General features: G+C 66.6%; 24 protein-coding genes. 9 read left to right on the top strand and 15 right to left on the bottom strand.

Annotated elements, in window-relative coordinates:
- Position 1 precedes the first annotated feature (1 nt).
- Complete coding sequence (locus tag BMX57_RS06230; protein WP_092363748.1) at positions 2-526, bottom strand: component of SufBCD complex; 525 nt, start codon at positions 524-526, stop codon at positions 2-4.
- Positions 527-694: 168 nt separating this feature from the next.
- On the opposite strand from BMX57_RS06230, the gene thpD reads away from it, so the two are divergent.
- Both thpD and hemB read left to right on the top strand, forming a co-directional pair.
- A complete protein-coding gene (gene thpD / locus BMX57_RS06225) occupies positions 695-1,642 on the top strand; it encodes an ectoine hydroxylase (RefSeq protein ID WP_092363745.1) in 948 nt (315 codons plus the stop codon).
- 82 nt (positions 1,643-1,724) lie between these two features.
- A complete protein-coding gene (hemB, locus tag BMX57_RS06220; protein ID WP_092363743.1) occupies positions 1,725-2,723 on the top strand; it encodes a porphobilinogen synthase in 999 nt (332 codons plus the stop codon).
- A 145-nt stretch (positions 2,724-2,868) separates the two neighbouring features.
- On the opposite strand, the gene BMX57_RS20305 is transcribed toward hemB, so the two are convergent.
- The 3 genes from BMX57_RS20305 to BMX57_RS06210 form a co-directional block, all read right to left on the bottom strand.
- A complete protein-coding gene (locus BMX57_RS20305) occupies positions 2,869-3,387 on the bottom strand; it encodes a hypothetical protein (protein WP_143057885.1) in 519 nt (172 codons plus the stop codon).
- A gap of 340 nt (positions 3,388-3,727) precedes the next feature.
- Positions 3,728-4,174 (bottom strand): MarR family winged helix-turn-helix transcriptional regulator, encoded by a 447-nt coding sequence (locus tag BMX57_RS06215; protein ID WP_092363740.1) that lies wholly within the window; start codon positions 4,172-4,174, stop codon positions 3,728-3,730.
- On the bottom strand, positions 4,171-5,307 hold the full coding sequence (locus BMX57_RS06210; protein WP_092363738.1) for an Acg family FMN-binding oxidoreductase: 1,137 nt from the start codon (positions 5,305-5,307) through the stop codon (positions 4,171-4,173). Before BMX57_RS06210 ends, BMX57_RS06215 begins: the two co-directional genes overlap by 4 nt.
- Positions 5,308-5,722: 415 nt before the next feature.
- Here BMX57_RS06210 and BMX57_RS06205 point away from each other — a divergent pair, with 415 nt between their 5' ends.
- The 3 genes from BMX57_RS06205 (at position 5,723) to BMX57_RS06195 (ending at position 9,345) form a co-directional block, all read left to right on the top strand.
- The gene (locus tag BMX57_RS06205; RefSeq protein ID WP_092363734.1) at positions 5,723-6,295 is read left to right on the top strand and encodes a lipid-binding SYLF domain-containing protein; all 573 of its coding nucleotides are present in this window, start codon (positions 5,723-5,725) and stop codon (positions 6,293-6,295) included.
- A gap of 97 nt (positions 6,296-6,392) precedes the next feature.
- Positions 6,393-8,858, top strand: coding sequence for a penicillin acylase family protein (locus tag BMX57_RS06200; protein WP_092363731.1), 2,466 nt, complete (start codon positions 6,393-6,395; stop codon positions 8,856-8,858).
- 91 nt (positions 8,859-8,949) lie between these two features.
- Positions 8,950-9,345, top strand: coding sequence for a nuclear transport factor 2 family protein (locus BMX57_RS06195; protein ID WP_092363728.1), 396 nt, complete (start codon positions 8,950-8,952; stop codon positions 9,343-9,345).
- Positions 9,346-9,418: 73 nt separating this feature from the next.
- On the opposite strand, the gene hflX is transcribed toward BMX57_RS06195, so the two are convergent.
- From hflX to trkA, 4 genes are all read right to left on the bottom strand, one after another.
- Entirely contained in the window at positions 9,419-10,690 is a 1,272-nt protein-coding gene (hflX, locus tag BMX57_RS06190) for a GTPase HflX (RefSeq protein WP_092363725.1), read from the bottom strand.
- On the bottom strand, positions 10,690-10,929 hold the full coding sequence (hfq, locus tag BMX57_RS06185; protein WP_088648030.1) for an RNA chaperone Hfq: 240 nt from the start codon (positions 10,927-10,929) through the stop codon (positions 10,690-10,692). The genes hflX and hfq overlap by 1 nt, the downstream gene beginning before the upstream one ends.
- 130 nt (positions 10,930-11,059) lie before the next feature.
- Entirely contained in the window at positions 11,060-12,595 is a 1,536-nt protein-coding gene (locus BMX57_RS06180; protein WP_092363722.1) for a TrkH family potassium uptake protein, read from the bottom strand.
- Positions 12,595-13,971, bottom strand: coding sequence for a Trk system potassium transporter TrkA (gene trkA, locus BMX57_RS06175; RefSeq protein ID WP_092363719.1), 1,377 nt, complete (start codon positions 13,969-13,971; stop codon positions 12,595-12,597). The genes BMX57_RS06180 and trkA overlap by 1 nt, the downstream gene beginning before the upstream one ends.
- A gap of 96 nt (positions 13,972-14,067) precedes the next feature.
- On the opposite strand from trkA, the gene BMX57_RS06170 reads away from it, so the two are divergent.
- Positions 14,068-14,562 carry a hypothetical protein gene (locus BMX57_RS06170; RefSeq protein WP_092363716.1) on the top strand — a complete coding sequence of 165 codons (495 nt, stop codon included), beginning with the start codon at positions 14,068-14,070 and terminating at the stop codon, positions 14,560-14,562.
- A 5-nt stretch (positions 14,563-14,567) separates the two neighbouring features.
- Here the strand turns inward: BMX57_RS06170 and ntrX are convergent, their stop codons facing one another.
- From ntrX to dusB, 5 genes are all read right to left on the bottom strand, one after another.
- On the bottom strand, positions 14,568-15,980 hold the full coding sequence (gene ntrX / locus BMX57_RS06165; protein WP_092363713.1) for a nitrogen assimilation response regulator NtrX: 1,413 nt from the start codon (positions 15,978-15,980) through the stop codon (positions 14,568-14,570).
- 20 nt (positions 15,981-16,000) lie between these two features.
- The gene (locus BMX57_RS06160; protein WP_092363710.1) at positions 16,001-18,265 is read right to left on the bottom strand and encodes a sensor histidine kinase NtrY-like; all 2,265 of its coding nucleotides are present in this window, start codon (positions 18,263-18,265) and stop codon (positions 16,001-16,003) included.
- A gap of 99 nt (positions 18,266-18,364) precedes the next feature.
- Positions 18,365-19,732, bottom strand: coding sequence for a response regulator (locus BMX57_RS06155; RefSeq protein ID WP_092363707.1), 1,368 nt, complete (start codon positions 19,730-19,732; stop codon positions 18,365-18,367).
- Complete coding sequence (locus BMX57_RS06150) at positions 19,732-20,814, bottom strand: two-component system sensor histidine kinase NtrB (protein WP_092363705.1); 1,083 nt, start codon at positions 20,812-20,814, stop codon at positions 19,732-19,734. The genes BMX57_RS06155 and BMX57_RS06150 overlap by 1 nt, the downstream gene beginning before the upstream one ends.
- Positions 20,811-21,794, bottom strand: coding sequence for a tRNA dihydrouridine synthase DusB (dusB, locus tag BMX57_RS06145; protein ID WP_268235995.1), 984 nt, complete (start codon positions 21,792-21,794; stop codon positions 20,811-20,813). Before dusB ends, BMX57_RS06150 begins: the two co-directional genes overlap by 4 nt.
- 183 nt (positions 21,795-21,977) lie before the next feature.
- Between dusB and BMX57_RS06140 the strand changes: the two genes are divergently transcribed.
- From BMX57_RS06140 to BMX57_RS06130, 3 genes are read left to right on the top strand one after another with little or no spacing between them, the layout of a single operon-like run.
- Positions 21,978-23,111: a bifunctional 2-C-methyl-D-erythritol 4-phosphate cytidylyltransferase/2-C-methyl-D-erythritol 2,4-cyclodiphosphate synthase gene (locus BMX57_RS06140; RefSeq protein ID WP_092363699.1), complete on the top strand. Its 1,134-nt coding sequence runs from the start codon at positions 21,978-21,980 to the stop codon at positions 23,109-23,111.
- Positions 23,108-23,605, top strand: coding sequence for a phosphatidylglycerophosphatase A family protein (locus BMX57_RS06135; protein ID WP_092363696.1), 498 nt, complete (start codon positions 23,108-23,110; stop codon positions 23,603-23,605). Before BMX57_RS06140 ends, BMX57_RS06135 begins: the two co-directional genes overlap by 4 nt.
- The gene (locus BMX57_RS06130; protein ID WP_092364346.1) at positions 23,602-24,087 is read left to right on the top strand and encodes a CinA family protein; all 486 of its coding nucleotides are present in this window, start codon (positions 23,602-23,604) and stop codon (positions 24,085-24,087) included. The genes BMX57_RS06135 and BMX57_RS06130 overlap by 4 nt, the downstream gene beginning before the upstream one ends.
- Before the next feature lie 233 nt (positions 24,088-24,320).
- On the opposite strand, the gene BMX57_RS06125 is transcribed toward BMX57_RS06130, so the two are convergent.
- Together BMX57_RS06125 and BMX57_RS06120 are read right to left on the bottom strand one after the other, a co-directional pair.
- Positions 24,321-25,622: an MmgE/PrpD family protein gene (locus BMX57_RS06125; protein WP_092363693.1), complete on the bottom strand. Its 1,302-nt coding sequence runs from the start codon at positions 25,620-25,622 to the stop codon at positions 24,321-24,323.
- A gap of 73 nt (positions 25,623-25,695) precedes the next feature.
- Complete coding sequence (locus BMX57_RS06120) at positions 25,696-26,142, bottom strand: type II toxin-antitoxin system RatA family toxin (protein WP_092363690.1); 447 nt, start codon at positions 26,140-26,142, stop codon at positions 25,696-25,698.
- Positions 26,143-26,188: the final 46 nt, after the last annotated feature.

Here is a 26,188-nt window from a genome sequence, read left to right as displayed (position 1 = left end):
CTCAGCCCAGCACACCGATCGACATATTCTGATACATGCCCCACAGCGCGGTGAAAAAGATCGACACCATGCCGATGATCTGGGTGTAGAGCCGGCACCGGGCAAGACTGCGGGCCAGGTCCTCGCCCTGCATTCCCTCGCCGCGGATCCGCCGCGCAGCGCGCAACTGCACCAGTCCGACCAGCGTCATCGGAAAGCCCAGAAGGAACACCGCCTGCGCAAACTCGATCCCGTAGTAGAAACCCAGCATGGCAAGACCGGTCAGCAGGAAGCTGACGAAGGCCAGCAGCCACGGCCCGGCCACATCGACGATATAGAGAAGCCGGTTCACATGCACGCGGGCGATGTCGTTCATGTCCGCCTCGGCCTGCCCGCCGGCCCGCCGCGCGCGCAGCACGACGTCGAAGGGCACGCCCAGAACCCAGTGGCTGGCCGACGACCAGACCACCGCCAGCGCAATCCAGAACCAGAGGTTGGAAAAGCTGCGCATGTCGATCAGTTCGAAAATCGATGTGTACCAGTCCACTGCGCACCGATCCCTTGTCATTCTTGTCCGGAGGTTCTAGCCCAGTGCCTCGGGAATGCCCAGAGGCCCGGCGCGTTTTGACCGCGCGGAATCGACCGCCGGAACCTCGGCGCGGCCACGGGCATTACCGCTCACACGATATGAGTTTCATCAACAAGAGGAGACGACATGTCACTGGATTTCGAACTGCATGCCACGACACCCGACCTGACCGAAGACATCTATCCCACCCGTCAGGGCGATCCGGAACGCTGGATCAACCGGGCCGACCCGGTGGTCTGGTCGGAATGGACCCCGGATGCGCCGATTTCCCAGCGACAGGCCGAAAGCTTCAACCGCGACGGGTTTCTCGTGCTTCGGGACCTGTTTTCGACCGACGAGGTGCAGGCGCTGATCGACCGCGCGGCACATCTGCGCGTCGAGGGGCAAAACCTGAACCGCGAGGATGTGGTGACCGAGCCCGACAGCGCCGAGGTACGCACGATCTTCCGGCTCGAAACGCAGGACCCGCTGATGATGCGCCTGGCCTGCGACCGCCGCCTGGCCGGGATCGCGCAGTTCCTGCTGGGCGACGACGTCTATGTCCACCAGTCGCGCCTGAACTACAAGTCGGGCTTCACCGGCAAGGAATTCTACTGGCACTCGGATTTCGAGACCTGGCACGCCGAGGACGGGATGCCGCGCATGCGTGCGGTGTCGGCCTCGCTTCTGCTGACCGACAACCGGGCGCATAACGGCGCGCTGATGCTGATGCCCGGCTCGCAGAACACCTATGTCAGCTGTTCCGGCGCAACGCCGCGGGACAACCACAAACGCTCGCTGCAGGCGCAGAAGGTGGGCACGCCTTCGCCCGAAAGCCTGGACCGGCTGGCGCGCAAGCACGGGATCACCGACGCCGAGGGGCCGACCGGCACGCTGATCCTGTTCGACAGCAACACGATCCACGGCTCGAACGGCAACATCACGCCCGAGCCGAGGTCCAACGCGTTCTTCGTCTACAACGCCGTGTCGAACCGGTTGCAGGATCCGTTCGCGGCAGACCGGCCGCGACCCGACTTCCTGGCGCGGCGCGGCGTGCCGGAACCGATCGAACTGCATACCGGGCGGCTGGTCTAGGGCGGCTGCGGCGCGGGGCTGGACAAGGGCGCACGGGCGGTGCATTCCGAAGGCATCCGCTGAACGACGTGAGGTTTGCCCGATGACGCCGACCCAGGCCCCCTTTCCGGCCACGCGCCTGCGCCGCACCCGCGCCACGCCCGCGCTGCGGGCGCTGGTGCGCCAAAACGAATTGTCGGTGAACGACCTGATCTGGCCGGTCTTCGTGCGCGACGGCGAAGGTCAGGAGGAGCCGGTGCCGTCGATGCCCGGCGTGGTGCGGCGCAGCGTCGACCTGGTCGCCCAGGCCGCGGCCGAGGCGCAGGCGCTGGGGATACCCGCGATCTGCCTGTTTCCCTACACCGATCCCGGCCTCAAGACCGAGGATTGCGCCGAGGCGTGGAACCCCGACAACCTCAGCAACCGGGCGATCCGGGCGATCAAGGAAGCCGCGCCCGAAATCGCGGTGATGACCGATGTGGCGCTCGATCCCTACAACATCAACGGCCATGACGGGTATGTTGTGGATGGCGAGATCGTCAACGACGCCACCGTCGAGGCATTGGTGAAAATGGCGCTGGCGCAGGCCGAGGCCGGGGCCGACATCATCGGGCCCAGCGACATGATGGACGGCCGCATCGGCGCGATCCGTGACGCGCTGGAGCGCGCGGGCCATCACAACGTGTCGATCCTGTCCTATGCCGCGAAATACGCCAGCGCCTTCTATGGCCCGTTCCGCGACGCGGTGGGCGCGTCCGGGGCGCTGAAGGGCGACAAGAAGACCTATCAGATGGATCCGGCCAATTCCGACGAGGCGCTGCGGCTGGTCGCCCGCGACCTGTCCGAGGGGGCGGACATGGTGATGATCAAGCCGGGGATGCCCTATCTGGACATCTGCCGCCGGGTCAAGGACGCCTTCGGCGCGCCGACCTATGCCTACCAGGTCTCGGGCGAATACGCGATGATCCGGGCGGCGGCGCAGAACGGCTGGATCGACGGCGAAAAGGCGATGCTGGAAAGCCTGATGGCCTTCCGCCGGGCCGGCTGCGACGGGGTGCTGACCTATTTCGCGCCCGAGGTGGCGCGGTATTTGCAGGGGTAGCGAGCAGCCATGCGTTCCCGTTCGACGTATGGCGATGCCGGTGCAGGTGGGCTTGCTGTTTGCTAGATAGGGATCGCGGAATGAAACCGCCGATCGAACATAGCGCTGGTTCGCCTGGAACAAGCCGAAGGCGCCTGGCCCTCCGTCAGCTACCCAGCCGATTTCGCAACCGCGACAGAGGCATGTCGGAACGGCATAGCCGGCAAGGAGCTCTCCCGTTCTTCAGGTCCAGCACGTCGCCATCGGCTACCTCTTGTATCGCTGATTGGATGTCGTCCAGTTTGAAGCACTCGTTCGGCCCGAATGGCTTGCCAGTCAACTTGCCACGCGGGGCCCCATCAAACTCGAAACAGACCAAACCAGTGGTATGGATTTTCGGCTCCGAACCAGGTGACGTTGGCATCGCCAGACGAAACGTTCTGTCCGACCAACGACCTTCGGCAATCTCCAATCGGCCGGGGAACCATAGATACGTGCTGCCATCCGATCCGAAGAACTGAACACCTGCACCAAGCTCATCCGAAGCGAAACGGATCGTCTTGTCGGCCAACGCTTCTGTCACCGTGCTTGAGTTGGACGCGGGCTCGCCCTGTTGAGCCAGGACGGGGTAAGGCCCTGCACTCGCTACCAGAACGAAGAAATACACAACAAGAACTCGCAACATCGCCTGATCCCACCACGTCTGACGGCCAGTATCCGCAGCCCATCTGGCGCTTAACTGTGATCTTCGTTTGACGCTTTTGTGGCCTCAAGAAGCCTTTGATCTGCAGGGCATCGTCAGGATATCCAACGCAGCTTGTTGAAAGTGATTGCTCATGGGACAGACGTATAAAACGAGTGTTTGCTATGCGCACGCTCGCTTCATCACGCGCGACAAGCGCTTGGGCACCAAACTCGGCCCCGGCGGGTGCATGGTCGGCCTTGCGGGACAAAGCCGCCATAGGAGCCCTTGATTTCAAAGGCGGCTTTCCGTCTGACGCTGGCTGGCGGCAAAACGAAACGCCTTACCTATTCTCATCAAGGTGCTTTCGCATGTCCGCAAGGTCACTGCCTACTCGCCGCATGATGTCCAATTGATCTGGTCCAATAACATGACGAAAGGCGTCACTGACCCGAAGAATAGCTTGATCGCGGAAATCGCGTCCCGAGGCAGTAAGATATACCAGCTTGCCACGCCCATCTTCCGGATCGGAAACCACGGTGACGTATCCCCGATCCTTCAGAACCTTGAGCGAATGTGTCATTGTGTTTTTCGTGACCTGCATTGCGGACGCAATGCGCAAAGGCGATTTTCCGTCGCCGACGCGTGACAGGTGGTTCAGAATCGAGAAGTGGGAGGGGTGAACACCGTCTGGAAGGCTCTTGGCCAGCATCGCTGTCGAGAGCTGGTTGATGATTCCGATCTCGGTGAAAAACCCGATGACTTCGGCTGCGGTGTCGTCCTTGCTCACACACTTCCAATCTTGGTATCTATCGGCCAACGCGGGCTGACCGGAACGTCTGGACCGTATCCGATGCGCGCCAACATTTGAACCGTGCCTCCGTCGGGTGCCAGGTTCCCGTGCGTTGTGGCGTAAAGCTCCGCCATTTCCGGGTACTCCTGCAGGGCTTGACTGAGCGGCTGGAAGCCCAAGCCCTCTGCCGTGCAGGCGAGATTGACCCGCAACCAGTCGGCCCCCGCAGCAATCTGTTCCCGGCGTGAATTGCCTGATGTCACCATCCAAAGGTGGCCCATGGCCGTTCGAGTGTTTTCCGTCACGATTTTCAAACCCTCTCTGAACCCCAGTGAATCAGGGTCCAGCAAAGCTTCACGGGTCATGACGCCAGCCAGCGCAAGTGTCTCGAACAGAGCGCCGCTGAAATCAATCCCGTCAGGGTTCGCATTCACTTCGGCCTTGCCGATGCGCATCAGATCGATGCTTTCCTTGTAGGTGTGCGGTGTCTCGATTTCGATTCTGAGAGCCTCTGTCGTCAACTCCCGCCAATACGCGATCTCGTCTTGATCGATTGAGCCACCGATCTGTGCATGCTCTCCAACAGCGAGTATGCGTGTCAATGCGTCCGGCGGCACAGCGCGTGATGTATCAAAGGGCTCTTTGTTCGATCGGCGGGCCATCACATGCTCAAAGAGCGGATCGATGATCGGACTCGACTGCGTGAATTTGGCGCGTGCAATCGGACGGCTGTCCAACCCGGCCTCATCTTCTCCCTCCGGGAACAACGCGATATCGATACTGTAGCCCGCCGCATTGCCAGCCATCCGCATGAGTTCAAGAAAACACCCCAAGCCAATGGTCAGTTGCCGATCAAAGGGGTCGGTGTGCGGCAATTGCTTCTCGGTATCAAAGAAAAGTGTCAGTTCATCGTCACCCTCCAATGCGACAATCCATGGCTGTCGGTTGTGTGGATTCGGAGCAAGAATTGCGTGGGAAAGGGCATTCTTGCGAGGATCGTCATAATCTCCCGCAAGCCCCCATGGGGCCAACGCAGCGGTCGGTGTCCGAGTGGCTACGAATAATCCAGTCCCACCAGCAGCCAGAACGACTCCGCCTCCAGCGAGCTTTAAGAAGTTTCTACGGTTCATGATAAGCCTCTTAGTTCGATATAGAACTTTTATAGTTCGAAGTCGAACTAGTCAAGAGCTGGTAAGAGGCGTCGATGGAATGACTGACCGAGTTGGTCTTTTTCAAGTTGTCCGGCAGCGAAACTGATTGGCGGGAATTGCGTTTTAGGAGCGTCCTGCAACATCAATGGTTTTTGGGCGTCCCTGGCAGACCATCGTGCGACGTGCAGCATCGGTCACTCTGGTCTCACTCCCGCCATCCAAGCCAAACCACCGGACTCCGCTGCCATCCCGCCGCGTCACCAAGCGGGCCTTCCGGGCGACTTCCCGCGCAATCGCCACCCTTCCCGCGTGACAGGTGGCGACTTTCGGCGTATTGTTGCCACCAAGATCGGAAAAACCGGCAAATTCAGGCACCTTGCAAGAGACAGATGACATGAGCAGCACGCACTCCCCACGACTGACCCGTCGCGGCTTTGCCCTTGGCATGGCCGGGCTGACCTTCACCGCCGCCTGCGGCAACGGCGTCGGCAATTCCAATGCCTCCACCATCGACGCCCGCGTCGACGCCACGCTGAACCAGATGTATTCGCTCTATCCCAACACCGTCGAGATCTCGGAGAAGGCCGCCGGCATACTGGTCATGCCGCTGATTACCGAGGCGGGGTTCGGGTTCGGCGGGGCCTATGGGCGCGGCGCACTGCGGGTGAACGAGGCGACGGTCGATTACTACTCGGCCGTCAAGGGCAGCGCCGGCCTGCAGATCGGCGCGCAGCAATATGCCCACGTGCTGTTCTTCATGACCGACGACGCGCTTGCCGATTTCCGCCGCTCGCCCGGCTGGGCCGCAGGCGCCGACCTGGAATATGTGGTCAGCGACCAGGGCGACTCGCTTGCCACCGACACCACCACCCTGCGCACCCCGGTCCTGGCGGCAGTGTTCGGCCGCGCCGGTCTGCGCCTCGGCGCGACGCTGGAAGGCACCAAGTACACCCGCATCATTCCCTGACCGAAGGCGGGGCCGTCATGCCACGGCCCGCCTTTTCCCCCGCCGCCGGTTCCTCTAGGTTGGCCACGACCTGAAACACTGACTGACGGATCCGTTCATGGCATTGCTCTTTCGCTGGCTCCTGCGCCTTGCGGCCGCGCTTGTGGGGCTTGTCGTGCTCGCCGTCATCCTGACCTACTACCTGGCCAGCCAGTCCCTGCCCGACTATGACCGCGACATCTCGGTGCGCGGCCCGTCGGCGCCGGTCGAGATCGTGCGCGACAATGCCAACGTGCCGCATGTCTTCGGGGCAAGCGATCCGGATGTCTATTTCGGGCTGGGCTTTGCCCATGCCCAGGACCGCCTGTGGCAGATGACCATCCTGCGCCGCACCGCGCAGGGCCGGCTGTCCGAGGTCTTCGGCGAGCGGACCCTGCGCATCGACCGGCTGCTGCGGCGGCTCGACCTCTACCGGCTGGCGCAGAAATCCTTCGAGGTGCAGGACGATTACACCAAGGCGGCGCTGCGGGCCTATGCCGCCGGGGTGAACGCGCGGCTCGACCAGATCAACGAAGAGGCGCTGGGCCGCGGCGCCCCCGAGATGTTCCTGTTCCGCACGCCGGTCGCGCCCTGGCAGCCCGGCGACAGCATCGCGATCATCAAGCTGATGGCGCTGCGGTTGAGCGGGCATCTCGACAATGAGGTCCTGCGCGCGCGCACGCAGCTGATGCTGGACGATCCCGCGCGGCTGGCCGACATCCTGCCCGACGTGCCCGGCAGCGGCATCGCCGCCCTGCCCGAATATGCAGCACTGTTTCCGCAGGCCGCCCGCTATGCCCGCGCCGACCCCATGCCCGAAACGCCGCTGTCGCCGTTCCCGAAACGCGGATTCGCCGGCGCGTCCAACGCCTGGACCGCGGCGCCCTCGCGCTCCGCCAGCGGCGGCACGCTGCTGGCCAACGACCCGCATCTGGGGTTTACCGCGCCCGCGATCTGGTATCTGGCCCGGCTGGAGTTGCAAACGGGCGGGGTGATTGGCGGCACCATCCCGGGCGTCCCCGTGGTCATGACCGGCCGCAGCCAGCAGATGGGATGGGGGCTGACCACCGCCAATCTCGACGACCAGGACGTGTTCATCGAGAAGCTGAACCCCGAAAATCCGGGCGAATACCTGACCCCGGACGGTTATAAGGAATTCGACTCGCGCCCCTCGATCATCGAGATCAAGGACGCCCCGCCGATCACCCTCACCCTGCGCTGGACCGAAAACGGCCCGGTTCTGCCGGGCAGCCACTATGCGCTGAACACCGTGACGCCGCCGGGCCATGTGGCCGCCCTGGGCTGGACCGCGCTCAGCCCGCGGGACACCTCTATGACCGCGGCGATGGGCCTGATGCGCGCGGAAACCGTGCAGGAGGCGATCGACGTCGCCGAGGCCTATATCGCGCCGGCCCAGAACCTGTCGCTTGCCGATCGCGAGACCATCGCCATGAAGATGATCGGCGCGGTGCCCAAGCGCGACCCGCGCCACCAGAGCCAGGGCCGCATCCCCGCCCCCGGCTGGCGGGCCGAGAACCGCTGGCAGGGCCGCGCGGCCTACGAGGCCAATCCCGAATTCGTCTCGCCAAAGGGCGGGTTGCTTGGCAACACCAACAACAAGATGGTCGAACGCCCGTTTCCCAACCATATCTCCTTTGTCTGGGGCGACACCCAGCGCGTGCACCGCTGGCAGAGGCTGATGCAGTCGCGGCAGGTCCACACCCGCGACAGCTTCATCGAGGCGCAGCTGGATCCGGTCAGCTTCACCGCGCGGTCGCTGCTGCCGCTGATCGGGGCCGACCTGTGGTTCACCGGCGCCGCCGCGCCCGAGGGCACGCCCGAACGCCAGCGCCAGATCGCGCTGACCCTTCTGGCGGAGTGGAACGGCGAGATGAACGAGCACCTGCCCGAGCCGCTGATCTACGCCGCCTGGCTGCGGGCGCTGCAGAAACGCCTGATCACCGACGAGCTTGGGCCGCTGGCCACCGAGTTCAAGCATGTCGAGCCGCTCTTCATCGAACGGGTCTATCGCGACATCGGCGGCGCCTCGGCCTGGTGCGACGTGCGTCAGAGCGCGCCCGAGGAGACCTGCACCGAGATCGCGCGCATGGCGCTGGACGACGCGCTGGTCTGGATCGGCGAGACCTATGGCACCGCGCTGGAATCACTGCGCTGGGGCGATGCGCACCAGGCCGCGCATGACCACCCGGTGCTGGGCGAGATCCCCATCCTGCGGCATTTCGTGAACATCCGCCAATCCACCAGCGGCGGCGACAACACGCTGCAGCGCGGGCTGACCTCGGGCGAGGATCCCGAACCGTTCCAGAACGTGCATGGCGCGGGCTATCGCGGGGTCTATGATTTCGCCGATCCCGACAGTTCGGTGTTCATCCTGTCGACCGGCCAGTCGGGGCATTTCCTGTCGCGCCATTACGACGACATGGCGCAGCTGTGGCGGCGGGGCGAATACATCCCGATGTCGCTGGATGCCGACCTCGCCCGCGCCGCCTCGGTGGGCGTCACCCGCCTGCTGCCGCGCGAGTAGCCGCGCGCGCGGCCCGGCCCGCGCCACGGCCATAGACGCGGGCCGGTGCTTTGGCATACGCTGCCGGGACCGCGATGCACAAGGAGGCCGCATGGCAACCGCCCAGGACCGTTTGCAGATGTTGGCCCAGGCCTATGCCATCGCGTGGAGTTCGCATGATCCCGACGCGGTGGCCGGCTTTTTCGCCGAGGGTGGCGAGATCTCGATCAACCGGGGCGAGGCGCACAAGGGGCGCGCGGCCATTGCCGAGATGGCGCGCGGCTTCTATGCCGACTTTCCAGATCTCGAAGTGCGCTGCGACCTGATGCGCCGGGCCGGGGATCACGCGATCTTCGTCTGGACGCTCGAGGGGCACCATGCACAGACCGGCAACCGGGTCATCACCGGCGGCTGGGAAGAGTGGGAGCTGACCGACGACTACAAGATCGCGCGCTCGCTGAAGTGGTTCGACGCCGCCGACTACCAACGTCAGATCGACGGCGACTGAAGCCCGCCGCTCCGCGGACCTGGAGGCCCCGGATCAAGTCCGGGGCGGTGCCGCCCGCCGGGTACAAACTGCGTCAGAGCGCGGCGAACTCGGCCTCCTGCCGGGCGGTCCACAGGACGGTCAGGACGAACCCGTCCTCGGTCTGCTCTTCGGACTGCACGATATCCTGCTCGAAGAGCCAGGCCCGGCGTCGCCCGTCGGCAAAGTCCAGATGCAGGACGGTCTCGTGCCGCGCGCCCTGCAGGCGGTCCGCCATCTCGGTCAGCAACGCCTCGAGCCCCGCACCCGAGACGGCCGAGATCGCGAACACGTCCGGGTCGCGGTCGGCCCGGGTCCGCACGGCGGCGCGGGCCTCGGGGTCCAGACGGTCGATCTTGTTCCAGACCTCCAGCCTGGGGCGATCCTCGTCCACGCCCAGCGAGGCCAGGATGCCCTCGACATCGGCGGCCTGGGCTTCGGTCTCGGCATGGGTGATGTCGCGCACATGCACGATCAGGTCGGCGGCCAGAACTTCCTCGAGCGTGGCGCGGAAGGCCGCGACCAGTTCGGTCGGCAGGTCCGAGATGAAGCCCACCGTGTCCGACAGGATCACCTCTGGCCCTTCGGGCAGGTCGATCCGGCGCATGGTCGGATCCAGCGTGGCAAAGAGCATGTCCTCGGCCATCACCTCGGCTCCGGTCAGCCGGTTGAACAGCGTGGACTTGCCGGCATTCGTGTACCCCACCAGCGCCACGATCGGATAGGGCACCTTGGCGCGCGCCTGGCGGTGCAACTCGCGGGTCTTGACCACCTTGTCCAGCTGCCGCCGCAGGCGCACCAGCTGGTCGTCGATGGCGCGGCGGTCGGCCTCGATCTGGGTCTCGCCCGGGCCGCCGACGAATCCCAGCCCGCCGCGCTGGCGCTCCAGGTGGGTCCAGGCCCGCACCAGCCGCGTGCGTTGATAGGAAAGCGCGGCCATCTCAACCTGCAGCACGCCTTCGCGGGTGGCGGCGCGGTCGCTGAAGATCTCCAGGATCAACCCGGTGCGGTCGAGGATCTTCAGCCCCCAGGCCTTTTCGAGATTGCGCTGCTGCACCGGCGTGACCGGCCCGTCGATCAGCACCAGCTCGATCTCGTTGGCCTGGAACACCGCCTTCAGCTCGTCGATCTTGCCCGACCCGAACAGATAGCCGGGCTGCGGTTTCGGCAGGCGCACGACATCCGACCCGATCACGTCCAGATCGGGCAGCGCCGCAGCCAGCGCCACGGCCTCGTCAAGTGCCGGGCCGGCGTCGCGCCGGTCCGGGTCGGATCGAATGTCGGGATGCAGCACCCAAGCCCGGCTGCGCGCCCTGTCATGCTCCATCAAGAGGCGTCTTCGCCCTCATAGAGGTTGATCGGCTGGGCCGGCATGATGGTCGAGATCGCATGCTTGTAGACAAGCTGCGATTGGCCATCCCGGCGCAACAACACGCAGAAATTGTCAAACCAAGTAATGACGCCCTGCAGTTTAACACCGTTGATCAAAAAGATTGTGACCGGAACCTTGGTCTTGCGCACGTGATTCAGGAATGCGTCCTGAAGGTTCTGTCTGTCCGAAGCCATTATGTGTCAACTCGCCTTTTTTTCTTGTTACGCGCTGCGGGCCAACGCGCTCCCTCCGGCGGAGTATGGATTGCGACGCAAGGATATTCCAGCCGAAAAAAGCGTTTAGGTGACGCAAGGGAATGCCGCGTCAGCTGCGCCACAGGTCCGGCGTGATCAGCGCGATGATGGCCAGCGTCTCCAGCCGGCCGATCACCATCGCGGCGCACAACACCAGCTTGGGCCCGGCATCCAGATCGGCCAGGCGGATGGGCGTCTGGACCGCCGTCTCCATCAGTGGCCCGGTAGTGGACAGCCCGGCGATGCTCATGACAATCGCCTGCTCGAAACTCATCCCGAGCGCCGCCAGCGCCACGCTGATCGCCGCCAGCGACAGCGCGAAAAGCATGAAGAAGATCCAGGCGATGAAGGCGCCGCCGCGCTGGATCCGCCGGTTGCCGCCGCCGGTGCGGCTGACCGACGAGGGATGCACCAGCCGCTCCATCTCGCGCAGCCCGTTGAGGTAGAGCGCGAACACCCGAAGCAGCTTGACGCCACCGGCGGTCGTGGCGACGCCACCGCCGATCACCGCAAGCCCCATCAGGATCAGGCCGGGCGTGCCCAGGCCCGACCATTGCGCGGCCTCGTCCCAGTTGGCGCTTTCGAAGCCGGTGGTGGTCAGGAACGACATCACCGTAAAGAGCGAACCCCACAGCGCCTCGAGCCCGAGCCACAGGTTCTCGGACGCCTCCACCTCGTAGGCCGCCAGCCAGTGCCGCAGGAACAGCATCAGCGGAACCGCGATCACGATCAGCAGGCCGATGCGGAACTCGGGGTCGCGGTCGAGCCGCCCCTGCCCGGCCATCGCGGTGTCGCTCGAAAAGGTCAGCCGCGAGAGCGCGAAGAACATGAACAGGAACAGCACCGCCTCGCCGGTGATGCCGGTCTGGGCGCCGGCCATGCCGCCCACCGGCGAGATGCCCGAGGTGGCCATCACCGACATCGCATGGCTCAGCGCCGTGAGCCCGGGATCGCCCGCGATCAGCAGCAGGATCCACAGCACGGCGGTCAACCCGGCATAGATCGGCGCCAGGGTGCGCGCCACGCGGATCAGCCGCCCGCGCGGGTCGGCGGCCTCGCTCTGGGCCGCGCCGGGAACCGCGCGGCCGGGCTCGCCGCGGGCGGTGATCTCGAACCCGCCCAGCGACAGCGGCGCCAGGATGGCCGAGGCCGCGACCCACATCAGCAGGCCACCCATCCAGCCCACCTGTGCCCGCCACAGGTGCAACGCCGGGCTCAGCCGCGCCGGATCGGGGAAGGTGTTGGCGCCGGTGGTTGTGATGGCGCTGGCCATGTCGAAATAGGCGTTCAGAAAGGACGTGGTGCGCAGCGCGTCGTGGAACGGAACCGCCAGGAACAGCGGCAGCAGGGTAAAGGTCGCCATCAGCGCCAGCAACTGGCCCAGGGCGCCCCGGCGCGGCCGCCGGCTGGACAGGGCGACCCCGATCATCGCCACCAGGATCAGGCCGAGAATTCCGGAATAGAAGAAGGACCGCGACGTGGGATGATTGTCCAGGGCCAGCGCATAGATCGCCGGCACCCACATCGACAGCGCCGCCATGCCCCAGATCACCAGGATCAGCGGCATCGTCCGCAGCGGACCGATCTGCGCCTGCGCCCGTGCCATCAGAAGAAGTCTATCGAGACCTGCATCAGCTGCTCGACCTCCGGCACGTCGTTGGCCATGGCGAAGATCGCCACGACGTCGCCCTCCTCGATGCGCAGCCCGCCGGTCGGGCGCACGACCTCGCCGCCCTTGCGCACCGCACCGACCAGCACGCCCTCGGGAAAATCGATGTCACGCAGCTTCTTTCCGGCCATGGGCGAGGTCGACAGCACCTCGGCCTCGATCACCTCGGCCTCGGCATCGCCGATGGAATAGACCTGCCGCACCCGGCCGTGCCGGATATGGCGCAGGATCGAGCTGACCGTGGTGGCGCGCGGATTGATATAGGCGTCGATCCCCAGGGGCCGCATCATCGGCACCAGCGTGGGGTCGTTGATCAGCGCGATGGCCAGCGGGCAGCCCTCGGATTTCGCGCGCACCGCGGCCAGCAGGTTGGTGCGGTCGTCATCGGTGACGGCCAGCATCGCATCCGCGCGCCGGATCCCGGCCTCGCGCAGGAGCGCCACGTCCAGCCCGTCGCCATTCAGCACGATGGTCCGCTCCAGCGCCTCGGCCGCCACCTCGGCGCAGCGCCGGTCGCGCTCGATCACCTTCGCGCGGATGCGGCTCTTGCCGCCCTCCAGCGCGCGCGCCACTTCCAGCCCGACATTGCCGCCGCCGACGATCACCACGCGGTCCTGCTTCTTCTGGGTCTTGCCAAAGACCTCCATCGTGCGCTCTGTATCCTCGACATGGCTGAAGACATAGCATTCGTCACCGACCAGGATCTGGTCGCCGGGTTCCGGGGCGAACAGGGTGCCGTCGCGCCGGACACCCACCACGATCGCGCGCAGGGTCGAGAACAGGTCGGTCAGCTGCCGCAGCGGCGTGTTCACGATCGGGCAATCCTCGTGCACGGCGATGCCCAGCAGCTGCGCCTGCCCGTCCATGAACATCTCGGTGTCGAAGGCGGCCGGGGCGGACAGCCGGCGCATCGCGGCCGAGGCCACCTCGCGCTCGGGGCTGATCACCACGTCGATGGGCAGATGGTCGCGGCGGTAGAGGTCGGAATAGATCGCGGTCAGATAGGATTGCGCCCTGAGCCGCGCGATCTTGCGCTGCACTCCGAAGACCGAATGGGCCACCTGGCAGGTGACCATGTTGACCTCGTCGGAATGGGTCGCGGCGATGACCAGATCGGCATCGCGGGCGCCGGCGCGGTCCAGTACGTCGGGATAGCTGGCAAAGCCGGCGATGCCCTGCACGTCCAGCGTTTCGGTCGCCCGCCGCACCAGGTCGGCATTGTTGTCCACGACGGTGACATCGTTCAACTCGCCCGAAAGATGCCGCGCGATCTGCCAACCGACCTGTCCGGCGCCGCAGATGATGACCTTCATGCAACTGGCCTCTTCTTGCCGGTCCTTTGAATGACAGAAGCCCCCAGACGGGTCAATTCAATTGTCATGGCCGCCCGGACTTGCCATTCTAAGCGCATGAAAACGCTTGCCTGGATCCCTGTCGCGGCCCTTGTTCTGACCGGCTGCGCGCCGCTGTCGATCTACCACAAGCCCGGGGTCCAGGTCAGCCGCCTCGAGGCCGACACGACCCGCTGCGAGGTGGCGGCGCTCAAGGATGTGCCGGTCAACACGCAGATCCGGCAGGGCGCGCCGATCTACCGTCCGGGCGGACGCTATTGCCGTGACGGGCGCTGCTGGACAGGCCCCGGCTATTGGGACTCGGGCCCGGTCTATACCGTCGACGCCAATCGCGGCCTGCGCGACCGCGCGACCGAGCTTTGCATGGCCGAAAAAGGCTATCGCCCGGTCAGCCTGCCGCCCTGCAGCCAGGGCATCCGGTCGCAGGTGCCGCTGGGTCGCATGACCACCCTGCCCCGGCTGACGCCTGCCTCCTGCTTCCTGCGCAACGAGGACGGCAGCTACCGGATCATCAGCCCGGTCACCGCGCCCATTGCAAGCCAGGGCGGCTGAGCGCGCTATTCCGCCGCCTCGGCCGCCTCGTCCACATGTGCCACGCGCGCGCCGGCCTTGTTGCTGGTCACCACCCCCAGCGACTTGAGCTTGCGGTGCAGCGCGCTGCGCTCCATCCCCACGAAAGACGCGGTGCGGCTGATATTGCCGCCGAAGCGGTTGATCTGCGTCAGCAGGTATTCCCGCTCGAACGCCTCGCGCGCCTCGCGCAGCGGCAGGGTCGCCAGGGTGCCGGACAGCACAACGCGCCCTTCCTCGGCCTCGCGCGCGGTCTCGCCCGGCAGTTCGCGGGCCTCGATCGAACCGCTGCCCTCGCCCAGGATCAGCACCCGCTCGACCAGATTCTTGAGCTGGCGCACGTTGCCGGGCCAGGACATCGTCTGCAAGAGCGCCACCGCCTCATCGCTGAGCGTGCGCTGCGGCAGGCCCTGGTTGCGGTGGCAGGCGTCAATGAAATGCTCGGCCAGCAGGGGAATGTCCTCGCGCCGCTCCTCCAGCGACGGCACCGTGATCGGCACCACGTTCAGTCGGTGGTACAATTCCTGTCGGAACCGATCAGCGCGGATCTCGGCCTCGAGGTCGCGGTTGGTGGAGGAGATCACCCGCAGGTCGACGCGCACCTTGTCGCCGCCGCCGACCCGCTGGAACTGCTGGTCCACCAGCACCCGCAGGATCTTGGACTGTGTGCCCGGCGGCATGTCGGCCACCTCGTCGAAATAGACCACCCCGCCATGCGCCTCTTCCAGCAGCCCGGATTCGACCCCGCGCTCGGGCGTTTCGCGGCCGAACAGCACCTCTTCCATCCGCTCGGGCTCCATCCCGGCGCAGTTCACCGTGACGAAGGGGCCGTTGGCCCGATTGGAATGGGCATGGATATACCGCGCGGCGATTTCCTTGCCGGCACCTGCCGGGCCGGTCAGCATCACGCGCCCGTTCGATTTCGTCACCTTGTCGAGCTGGCCGACCATCGCCCTAAACGCCGCCGACTCTCCGATCATCTCGGCGCTGGTCACTTCGCGGCGCTTGAGCGCGCTGTTCTCGCGGCGCAGGCGCGAGGTCTCCATAGCGCGCCGGATCACCACCATCAGCTGGTCGATGTTGAACGGCTTCTCGATGAAGTCATAGGCGCCCTGCTTGATCGCGGCGACCGCGATCTCGATATTGCCGTGGCCCGAGATGATCACCACCGGCACGTCGGGGTTGTCGCGCTTGACCGTCTTGAGGATGTCGATGCCGTCCATCCGGCTGTCCTTGAGCCAGATGTCCAGCACCAGCAGGCCCGGCGGTTCGGCGTTGATCGCCGCCATGCACTCGTCCGAGGTGCCCGCAAGCCGCGTGGTATAGCCCTCGTCCTCCAGGATGTCCGACACCAGTTCGCGAATGTCGCGCTCGTCGTCTACAATCAGAATGTCGCTCATATCATTTGCCCTGCTTTCGCCTATGTTCCCGTCGCCTGTAAATCCGGCGCCGTGTTATGTGCCGGGTCCGGCCCCGGCAGACGGATCACGGCCATGGCGCCGAAATGGTCCTGCCCGTCAAATACCGGCGCATCCTCCAGGCTGAGGCTGCCGCCGTGTTCCTCGATGATCTTTTTCACGATCGGCAGGCCCAGCCCGGTGCCCGCGTCGCGCGTCGTCACGTAGGGTTCGAACAGCCGCGAACGATCCTCGGGCAGCCCGACGCCATTGTCGGCGATGGTGATCATCATGCCCTCGGAGACTTCGTGCAGTTCGACCCGGATCTCTGGCTTCAAATTGCCTGGTGCACCCTTTTGTTTAAGTGTTTCAATGGCTTCCCCAGCGTTCTTGACCAGGTTGGTCAGGGCCTGTCCCAGCATCGTCGCGTCCACCTCGGCCATGACCGGATGATCGGGGATGCGCGCGGCGACCTTGACGTCCGGCTGCCCGGACTGCTGCAACAGCACCGTGTCGCGCAGGATCCGCGTCAGATCCTCCTCGCGCCGCTCGGGTTCGGGCATCCGCGCGAATTTCGAGAACTCGTCGACGATGCGGCGCAGGTCGGTGGTCTGGCGCACGATCACGTCGGTCATGGAATCCAGCTGTGCGGCATCGCCCTCATCCAGCTTGCGCGAGAACTTGCGCTTGATGCGTTCAGCGCTCAGTTGAATGGGCGTCAGCGGGTTCTTGATCTCATGCGCGATCCGCCGCGCCACGTCGCCCCATGCCGCCATGCGCTGCGCGCTGACCAGGTCGGTCACGTCGTCGAAGGCGACCACGTAGCCCTCGAGGTTGCCATCCTCGCCGCGCCGGGTCGCCATGCGAACCAGCAGGTTCTCGAACTTGCCCTTGCGCGTCACCTTGACCTCGCCCTGGACGGTTTCGGCCGGCCCGGTGCTGAGCGCCTCGAAAAGCGGCAGGAATTCCGGAACCGCGATGCCCAGGGCCAGGCTCTGCTCGTCGCCGGACCAGTCCAGCAGGCGCTCGGCCGAGCGGTTCACGAAGGTCACGCGCCCGTCGGGATTGAGGCCGACAACCCCGGATGTGACCGAGCTGAGCACCGAATCGAACAGCCGCCGCCGCCGCTCGATCTGCCGCGTGTTCTGCAACAGGGTGTCGCGCTGGCCCTTCAGCTGTCGCGTCATCTGGTTGAAGTAGCGCCCCATCATGGCGATCTCGTCGTCGCCCTTCTCCTCGGGCACCTGCACGCCCAGGTCGCCGCCGCCCACGCGCTGCGCTGCGGTGGCCAGCCGCCCGATCGGGCGCGAGAGCCGCTCGGCGAACCACAGGCCCAGCCAGACCGCGGCCAGGATCAGGATCATCGCGAAGCCCAGATAAAGCAGCCCGAATTCGAACAGGACCCGGCCGCGCTCCTGCTCGAGCTGCTGGTAGAGATGCGCGGTTTCCTTGGTGTCGTCGAGCAGGTTGAGCAGCGCGCCGTCCACGTCGCGGCTGACATAGAGATACCGGTCGACATAGGCCTGCAGCGGCACCAGCGCGCGAAACTCGTTATTGTCCCAGTCCTTGATGATCAGGGCCTGCTGCCCACCGGCCTCCTTTATCTGGGCCGGCGACGGCCGCTCGAAATCGAACAGATACGACCGGTCCCCGCGGGCCCGGATCTCTCCGGTGCCGTCGACCACATAGGCCTCGCGCAACCCGCGCTGGATCTGCCCCTGACCCGCCGAAAGAAGTTCGCGCAACTCTGCGTCGCTTATGAAGAAATTGGCGTTTCTGGCCTGATCCAGGTACCGCGCCAGAGCCACCGCGTCCTGGCGAAGGTCGCGCCGATGCTCGAACTCATAGGCCTCGGCCGCCGAGAGCGAACTGCCGACCACCTGCCGCACCCGGTCCGAGAACCAGCCCTCGAGCCCGATATTCACCGTCAGCCCGGCGAAAATGGCCACCGTCACCGTGGGCATCAGCGCCAGCGACGTGAACACGCCGATCAGCCGCAGGTGCAGTCGCGAGCCCGCCGACTTGGCGCGCCGCGCCGCGATCAGCCGGCCCACCTGCCCAAGGACCAGCGCGGCCAGGACCAGGACATAGACCAGGTCGGCCAGCAGGATCAGCCGCAGGGCCGGGGCGGATGCGCCAAGGTTGAAGGGACCGAAGACCAGATAGGTCGCCAGAGTCAGGATCGGGCCGAGGACAACAAGACCCAGGGTCCCGATGGTTCGGGCCCTCCGCGTCTTGCGCCACTGGCTGAATCCCAGGATCCGCCGCCTCTGTGACCAGGTTGCCACCTGCTCTCCTCATCCTGATGTGCCGCCCGCGCGGCAAACCGCCATATGTCGTGATCGTTCCCCGGAGAAAGCCCGGATGCCGCGACTTGTGTGGCGATATTACATCAGTTTGCGGCGTCGTGTAACCTCTATATCCAGATCGGTGATCTTTTTGCGCAGCGTATTGCGGTTGATGCCCAGCAGATCGGCGCATTTCGCCTGATTTCCGCCGGTTGCATCCAGCGCGATTTCGATCAGCGGCGCCTCGACCTCGCGCAGGATTCGCTGATAGAGGCCCGGCGACGGCAGCATGTTGCCATGCAGGTCGAAATAGCGTCGCAGATGCCGCGCGACACTGGCCGAGAGCTTTTCGGTATCGCTTTCCCCCAGGGCCGGCTCCACCGCCGGCTGGCTTCCAAGCACAGCCTCGACCTCGGCGCGCGTGATTTCTTCGGCGCGGCTGGTCAGGGACAGACCGCGCATCGCGTTTTCCAGCTGCCGCACGTTGCCCGGCCAGGAATAGCGGCGCACCAGTTCCGTCGCCTCCTTGCCCAGCCATCTCTTCGGGCCGCCCTCACGCTCGGCGCGGGTCAGGAAATGTTCGGCCAGCAGCGGGATGTCATCGACCCGTTCGCGCAGGCCGGGCACGTGCAGGATCGCCCCGCAGAGCCGGTAGTAGAGATCCTGGCGCACCCGCCCGTCCTCCATCGCCGCGGCGAGATCTGTCTGGCTGGTGGCCATGAATCGCGGGACGTGATCGCCGGGCGCGTCCATCATGCGCACGATCCGCGCCTGGATCTCGTCGTCGATGTCCGGGACCTCCTCGATCAGCAGCGTCCCGCCCTTGACCCGTGCCAGCACCCGTGCCGGCCCCTCGATATCCTGCAGGTCGGCCGCAGTCACCGTCACGAACGGCAGGGTGCGCCGGTCAGAGAAGTCGTGAATTGCCCGCGCGATCAGGGACTTGCCCGTGCCACTTTCACCCGAGACCAGCACCGCGATATCGGTGTTCATCACCTTCGCCACCACCCGGTAGAGCGCCTGCATCACCGGTGTCCGCCCGACCAGCGGCAGATCCTCGGGGCGCTCGGTCTCGTCACGCTCGGGCGCCGGCTGGCTGCGCTGACGCTGCGACAGCGCCCGCGACGTGCGCTTCATCAGGTCGGGCAGGTCGAAGGGCTTGGGCAGGTAGTCATAGGCCTCGGCCTCGGCGGCCTGGATCGCGGTCATGATGGTGTTCTGCGCCGAAATCACGATGACCGGCAGCCCGGGGCGGTCCTGGGCGATCTTGGGCAGCATCTCTAGCCCGTTCCCGTCCGGCATCACCACGTCCGAGATCACCACATCGCCCTTGCCCTCGCCCACCCAGCGCATCAGCGTGGTCAGCGAACTGGTGGCATGCACCTTGCAGCCCGCCCGGGTCAGCGCCTGGGTCAGGACCGTGCGGATCGTGCGGTCGTCATCGGCAACAAGGACGGTGCCATCCATCAGGGAGTCTCCTCTTGCGGAAAGTCATGCGGCGCGCGCGGCAGCGACAGCCGGAAGGTCGTTCGCCCGGGCACCGAGTCGACAGAGATCCAGCCGTCATGGTCGGACAGGATCTTGCTGACCAGCGCCAGGCCCAGGCCGGTGCCATTCTCGCGCCCCGACACGAACGGGTCGAAGATGTCGCCGCGGATCTCGTCCGGCAGGCCCGGCCCGTCATCCACGATCTCGATCTGCAACGGCAGGGAATGCCCCGACCCGTCGCTCCGGCGCAGCCGGAAGGAATGTTCGAAATAGGTGTGCAGACGGATGGTTCCACCTTTTTCATCAGCCGCTTCCGAGGCGTTCTTCAACAGATTCAGGACCACCTGCAACAGCTGGTCCGGATCGCCCAGCGCCAGCGGCAGCGAGGGGTCGTAATCCTCGACGATGGTCATATGCGCCCCGAACCCCAGCAGCGCCGAGCGCCGGGCGCGGTCCAGGACGTCATGGATATTGACCGGCCTTCGGTCGGGCGGCGACAGGTTCCCGAACTGCTCGACCTGCTCCAGCAGCTTCACGATTCGGCGACTCTCGGTGACGATAAGATCCGTAAGTTCAAGGTCTTCCGGCGCAAGGTTCATGCTTAGAAGCTGCGCGGCGCCGGTGATCCCGGCCAGCGGGTTCTTGATTTCGTGCGCCAGCATCTCGGCCATGCCGATGGCCGATTGCGCGGCCGACTTGACAGTGTGGCTCTGGGTCATGCGACCGGCCAGCTCGCGCGGGGTGATCAGCATGATCATGCGGTCGGGCGCCCCCTGCACCGGTGCGATCTGGATCCCGCATTGCAGCGGCGCCCGGTTGCCCGAGCCCACGTCGATATCGTTGACGAAAAGCGGCGTACCGTTTGCGCGCGAGCGGGCGAACGCCTCCTCGATGGGACCGTCCACCGCCAGCAGATCCCAGACCGGGCTGCCGGCAACCGACCGGCGCGAGGCGTTCAGGAACCCCTCTGCGGCGGAGTTCACGTCAGCCACCCGGTCGGAGGCGTCGATCAGGAAGGCGGGCACCGGCAGCGAGGCCCAGATGGCGTCCTCCGCGCTCATGCCGCCGCGGCGTCCGGGCCGCTCAGCGCCGGCTCCAGCAGCGCCATGACCCGGGCCGGATCCCTGGCGGTGAGGACCGCGCGGCGCAACTCCGCGCCGGTTCCGGCCTCGTCCATGTACCAGCCCAGATGCTTGCGCGCGACGCGCAGGCCCAGCTCGGCCCCGTAGAAGGACAGCATGGCCTGGTAATGCGCGCCCACCAGGTCCACCAGCGCGGCGCCCTGCGGGACAACCGGCGCCGGCGTGCCGAACAGCGTGTGGGCGATCTGCGCTGGCAACCAGGGCCGCCCCTGCGCGCCGCGCCCGACCATCACGCCATCGGCGCCGGATTGTGCCAGAGCCGTTGCGGCGGCCGCTTCGGACGTGATGTCACCATTGGCGATCACCGGAACCGCCACCGCCGCCTTGACGGCGCGGATCGCGGCCCAGTCGGCCCGGCCCTTGTAGAACTGGCAGCGGGTGCGCCCGTGGATCGTGACCATCCGCACCCCGGCGGCCTCGGCCCGCCGCGCCACGCCGGGCGCGTTCAGCAGCGTGTCGTCCCAGCCCAGCCGGGTTTTCAGCGTGACCGGCACATCCACCGCGCCCACCACCGCCTCGATCAGCCGCAGCGCGTGATCCGGTGTCTTGAGCAGCGCCGAGCCGGACAGACCGTTGGTGACCTTCTTGGCCGGACAGCCCATGTTGATGTCGATCACCCGCGCGCCGCGATCGGCCACCTGCCGTGCCGCCTCGGCCATCCAGTGCGCCTCGCGCCCGGCCAGCTGCACGGCGGTGTTCTCGACATCGGCGCTCAGCTCGGCGCGTTCGCGGACACCGGGCTTGGATTGCACCATCTCCTGGCTGGCCACCATTTCCGAGACCACCAGCCCTGCGCCGAAGCGCATCACGACGTCCCGAAACGGCCGGTCGGTGATTCCGGCCATCGGCGCCAGCACCACCGGCGGGGTCAGTTCCTTGTCGGCCAGACGCAGGGTCAACTTGCCTAATCCTTGTGCAGTTGCGCCCTTGGTAGCGAAAGCCCAGGCAAAGCTCAACGAAATCGGGACCATCTGGCGACCATGTGGGCGCCGGCGCCCATTTTTTGGGCATGTATCCACGGGCAATTGCCTCGCCACGCGTCACCCCATAAACAGAGGGCGCGCAACCCGGAGAACCGCCGCATGACCACAGCCGCCCTTATCGTTGCCGCCGGACAGGGTATCCGGGCCGGGGCGGGCGTGCCGAAACAGTGGCGGATGCTGGCCGGGCGGCGCGTCGCGGACTGGACGCTGTCGCGCTTCGCGCATCCGGCTATCGATCATGTGATTCTGGTTCTGCCTGCCGGCGACTCGGCGGCGCGCGACCTGTTTGCCGGCAGCGGCGTCCTGCTTGCCGAGGGCGGTCCGACCCGCGCGGCATCCGTCCGCAACGGGCTCGAAGCGCTGGCGCCCCTTGCCCCCGACCGGGTGCTGATCCATGACGTGGCCCGCCCCTGTGTCGGCGCGCGGCTGATCGACGACGTGCTGCAGGCGCTCGACTCCCATGCGGCCGCGGCCCCCGGGCTGGAGGTCAGCGACGCGCTCTGGACCGGCGCGGACGGGCGGGTAAGCGGCACGCGGGACCGCGCCGGGCTCTTTGCCGCGCAGACCCCGCAGGGGTTCCACTTCGCCGCGATCCGGGCCGCCCATGCCGAACATCCCGGCGGGGCCGCGGATGACGTCGAGGTGGCCCGCGCCGCCGGCATCGAGGTTGCCATCGTGCCGGGCGATCCCGACAATCTGAAGATCACGCGGCCCGGGGATTTCGCCCGCGCCGAACGCATCCTGCGGGGAGACATGGATATCAGGCTAGGTAATGGATATGACGTGCACCGTTTCGGGCCGGGCGACTACGTGATGCTCTGCGGGGTTCGAGTGCCGCACGGACGGGGGCTCAATGGCCATTCCGACGCCGATGTCGGCCTGCACGCTGTCACCGACGCAATCTATGGCGCATTGGCCGAGGGCGATATCGGCCGGCACTTCCCGCCCTCGGATCCGCAATGGAAGGGCGCGGCCAGCGAGGTTTTCCTGCGCCACGCCGCCGAGCTGAGCGCGGCGCGCGGGTTCCGCATCTCGAACGTGGATTGCACGCTGGTCTGCGAACAGCCCAGGGTCGGCCCCCATGCCGCCGCGATGCAGGCCGAGATGGCGCGGATCCTGGACCTGCCGGGCGACCGCATCTCGGTCAAGGCCACGACGTCGGAACGGCTGGGCTTCACCGGCCGCGAGGAGGGCATCGCCGCGCTGGCGACCGCCTGCCTGGTGGCGGCATGAGGCTGGCGCAATTCATCGGCACGCTGGGCGGCATCGGCTATCTGCGCCCTGCCCCCGGCACCTGGGGGTCGCTGGCGGCGCTGCCCATGGCCTGGGCGCTGCACGAGCTGGGCGGTTTCCTGCTGCTGGCGCTGGCGACCGTGCTGGCCCTTGTCATCGGGACCTGGGCCGCCGAGGCGATGACCCGCGACCGCGAGGACATGGACCCGCGCGAATTCGTGATGGATGAGGTGGCCGGCCAGTTCACCGCGCTCTGGGCGGTCTCCTACCCGGCCTGGGCCAATGACATCGACATCCTGGCGCTGTGGCCGGGCTGGATCGTGGCCTTCGTCCTGTTCCGCATCTTCGACATGTGGAAGGTCGGGCCGGTGGGCTGGGCCGACCGGCAGAAGGGCGCGACCGGGGTGATGATGGATGACGTGATCGCCGGCATCATGGCGGCGGTTGGCGTCGTTGTGCTGGCCGGCGTGAGCCACGGGCTGCTGGGATGGTGAACGTCGCCGATTTGCTGGACCGCGCGCGCGATCGGGGCCTTCGGATCGTCACGGCGGAAAGCTGCACCGGCGGCCTGGTCGCCGCGGCGCTCACGGACATTCCCGGCAGTTCCGACGTGGTCGAGCGCGGCTTCGTCACCTATTCCAACGCTTCAAAGCAGCAGATGCTGGGGGTCCGCACGGCAACGCTGGACGCGGTCGGCGCGGTCTCCGAGGAGGTCGCGCGGGAAATGGCCGAAGGCGCGCTGGAGCACTCCGAGGCGCAGCTGGCCGTTTCGGTCACGGGCATCGCCGGCCCCGGCGGGTCGGAGCACAAGCCCGAGGGCCGGGTCTGTTTCGCGCTCGCCGGTCGCGGCCTGGACACGCGCTCCGGGACCGTCGAGTTCGGCGCGCGCGGGCGCGAGGCTGTGCGCCGCGCGGCCCGCGATCATGCGCTGGCGCTGCTGAAAGACGGCATCCTGCAGATGAGCGAAACCCCGTAGCGCCCGCCTCCTGCTGGTCGCAACAAGTTGCCGTTGCGTCCACCTGCACCTTGGGGGGTTGCGGCCGCGATCGCCCTGCGTATAGACGCGCTGCCGAATGGATCGGTCCGATCCGGCAGAATCCGGCCCGATCCCAGAGATGAGCAGCCAAGCCCACCAGGGGCTGCTCAGGCCCGCCAGGGGCCCGGAAAGCGGGACGCGAAAGCGCCCGCTTTTCTGCTTTCCGGATCAGGTCAGGCGCCGGTTGCCAGCCGGGCCGCAAGCTCGCGCGCCGCACCGCCCTGCCGCAACAGCGCCCAGATCTCGTCCGACAGCGCCCCGCCGATCAGCTTGGCGGCCTTGTTGCGCACGCGCTCCTCGCGTAGCGCCAGGCTCATCGGCGCCAGCAGGTCGTGCTGCGCCTCGACGCGCTTGCCGTCGCGGCGCAGCACCGACAGGTGCGCCTGGGTCTCGGAGAGGCTGTCATCGCCCTCGACGGTGATCCGGTCGCGCAGCCGCTGCAGCCGTGGATCAGCACAGACCGCCTCGGAATAGCTGTCCAGCCGCGCGGTGTCGCGGCCGGTGGCGTGCATCGCCAGCACCGTGCGGAACGAGAATTTCGCGCCCAGACCGGTCTCGGGCGCGGGCTGGTTGCACACGCTCAGCCAACGGGGATGGGAGCGCACCGCCATCTCGGCCACCTCGGGCTCGGCGATGTCGAGCGTGCGGGCCGCTTCGAGCACCGCGTGCAGCCCGTGGCAGCAGGCGTGGAACTTGTGGCGCACATCCTCGAACATCCAGCGCGCGCCCAGCTCGTGCAGCGCGGCAGCGGCATCGCCTTCGCCGTGATGGGTCGCGCCGAATCCCTGCGCGCCGTCCAGGGCGGCCGGGTTCGACACGAAGCCGCGGCGCACCAGCTGCACCGCCTCGATGCCGGCGGATGCGGCGATCCCGGCGTTGAAGGGCTTGCCCATCGTGCCGAACTGCGCCTTGAGACCGGCGGCTCGCGTGGCGACCAGGCCCAGGACCTGCGCCATCTGCGCCGCGCTCAGCCCCGCCAGGCGCCCGGCCGCGGCGGCCGCGCCGAAGGCACCGGCTGTGGCGGTCTGGTGAAAACCGGTCTGGTAGTGCCCGCGCCCCAGCCAGAGGCCGACGCGCACCGAGATCTCCATGCCCACCAGCGCGGCCTCCTGCAGCTCGACCAGGGCCAGGTCCTCCTGCTCGGCCAGCGCCAGCGCCGCCGGCAGGACCGCGACCGAAGGATGGCCGATATGGGCAAAATGCGTGTCGTCATAGTCCAGCGCATGCGAGGTGGTCCCGTTCACCAGCGCCGCGCTGCGCAGCGGCGCGCGGCCCTGCCCGAAGAGCTGCGCCTGCCCCGCCCCGGCCTCGTCCAGCACCATGCCGCGCAGGATGCGGGCCACCGGCTCGTCCACCCCGGCGCGCCCAACCGCCATCCAATCCAGAACCGACAGCGCGGTCACCAGACGGGCCGTTGCGGTGGTGGTCACGGGATCGGCGGCGAACCGGCACAGGGCAGAGGTGAAGTCGGTCATGGCCGCAGTCTAGCGGCGCTTTGCGCCCGGTAAAGCCCGCGCGCGACATCGCCGCCGGCACCGGCGGAAAGGCTCAGCCGTAAAGCGCGGCGGCCCGGTTCTCGAAGGCGCGGACGATCTGGCGCATGGCCTCGTTGAACACCACGCCGATGATGCGCTGGAGCATCGCGTTCTTGAATTCGAAATCCACGAAGAACGACACGTCGCAGCCCCCATCCCCGGCCTCGGCGAAGGACCAGTTCGATTTCATGTGCCGGAACGGCCCGTCGAGATACTCGGTGTCGATCCGGCGATCCTTGGGGTAGAGCGTGACCCGGCTCCCGAACCGTTCGCGGAACACTTTGAACGAGATTACCAGGTCGGCCTCCATCACCTCGGCCTCGCCCTGCGGCACGACCTTGCGGACCCGCGCCGCGGCGCACCACGGCAGGAACTCGGGATAGGCGCCCACATCGGCCACCAGATCATACATCTGCTGTGCGGTATAGGGCAAGTGTCGGGTCTCGGAATGGGTTGGCATGATCCTGGCGCGGCGCGGTTTTCTGAGGTGCGGAAATGGGATGACA

This window comes from Cribrihabitans marinus (genome assembly GCF_900109035.1).
Lineage (GTDB): Bacteria > Pseudomonadota > Alphaproteobacteria > Rhodobacterales > Rhodobacteraceae > Cribrihabitans > Cribrihabitans marinus.
Note: the sequence above shows the minus strand (reverse complement) of the source record. Positions and strands in the feature narration are given on the sequence as shown.

What these genes read in the sequence shown, in the direction of transcription:
- thpD (WP_092363745.1), top strand. Translation starts at nt 695, where the DNA reads ATGTCACTGGATTTCGAACTGCATGCCACGACACCCGACCTGACCGAA.
- hemB (WP_092363743.1), top strand. Translation starts at nt 1,725, where the DNA reads ATGACGCCGACCCAGGCCCCCTTTCCGGCCACGCGCCTGCGCCGCACC.
- BMX57_RS20305 (WP_143057885.1), bottom strand. Translation starts at nt 3,387, where the DNA reads ATGTTGCGAGTTCTTGTTGTGTATTTCTTCGTTCTGGTAGCGAGTGCA.
- BMX57_RS06210 (WP_092363738.1), bottom strand. Translation starts at nt 5,307, where the DNA reads ATGAACCGTAGAAACTTCTTAAAGCTCGCTGGAGGCGGAGTCGTTCTG.
- BMX57_RS06205 (WP_092363734.1), top strand. Translation starts at nt 5,723, where the DNA reads ATGAGCAGCACGCACTCCCCACGACTGACCCGTCGCGGCTTTGCCCTT.
- BMX57_RS06200 (WP_092363731.1), top strand. Translation starts at nt 6,393, where the DNA reads ATGGCATTGCTCTTTCGCTGGCTCCTGCGCCTTGCGGCCGCGCTTGTG.
- BMX57_RS06195 (WP_092363728.1), top strand. Translation starts at nt 8,950, where the DNA reads ATGGCAACCGCCCAGGACCGTTTGCAGATGTTGGCCCAGGCCTATGCC.
- hflX (WP_092363725.1), bottom strand. Translation starts at nt 10,690, where the DNA reads ATGGAGCATGACAGGGCGCGCAGCCGGGCTTGGGTGCTGCATCCCGAC.
- hfq (WP_088648030.1), bottom strand. Translation starts at nt 10,929, where the DNA reads ATGGCTTCGGACAGACAGAACCTTCAGGACGCATTCCTGAATCACGTG.
- BMX57_RS06180 (WP_092363722.1), bottom strand. Translation starts at nt 12,595, where the DNA reads ATGGCACGGGCGCAGGCGCAGATCGGTCCGCTGCGGACGATGCCGCTG.
- trkA (WP_092363719.1), bottom strand. Translation starts at nt 13,971, where the DNA reads ATGAAGGTCATCATCTGCGGCGCCGGACAGGTCGGTTGGCAGATCGCG.
- BMX57_RS06170 (WP_092363716.1), top strand. Translation starts at nt 14,068, where the DNA reads ATGAAAACGCTTGCCTGGATCCCTGTCGCGGCCCTTGTTCTGACCGGC.
- ntrX (WP_092363713.1), bottom strand. Translation starts at nt 15,980, where the DNA reads ATGAGCGACATTCTGATTGTAGACGACGAGCGCGACATTCGCGAACTG.
- BMX57_RS06155 (WP_092363707.1), bottom strand. Translation starts at nt 19,732, where the DNA reads ATGGATGGCACCGTCCTTGTTGCCGATGACGACCGCACGATCCGCACG.
- BMX57_RS06150 (WP_092363705.1), bottom strand. Translation starts at nt 20,814, where the DNA reads ATGAGCGCGGAGGACGCCATCTGGGCCTCGCTGCCGGTGCCCGCCTTC.
- BMX57_RS06140 (WP_092363699.1), top strand. Translation starts at nt 21,978, where the DNA reads ATGACCACAGCCGCCCTTATCGTTGCCGCCGGACAGGGTATCCGGGCC.
- BMX57_RS06135 (WP_092363696.1), top strand. Translation starts at nt 23,108, where the DNA reads ATGAGGCTGGCGCAATTCATCGGCACGCTGGGCGGCATCGGCTATCTG.
- BMX57_RS06125 (WP_092363693.1), bottom strand. Translation starts at nt 25,622, where the DNA reads ATGACCGACTTCACCTCTGCCCTGTGCCGGTTCGCCGCCGATCCCGTG.
- BMX57_RS06120 (WP_092363690.1), bottom strand. Translation starts at nt 26,142, where the DNA reads ATGCCAACCCATTCCGAGACCCGACACTTGCCCTATACCGCACAGCAG.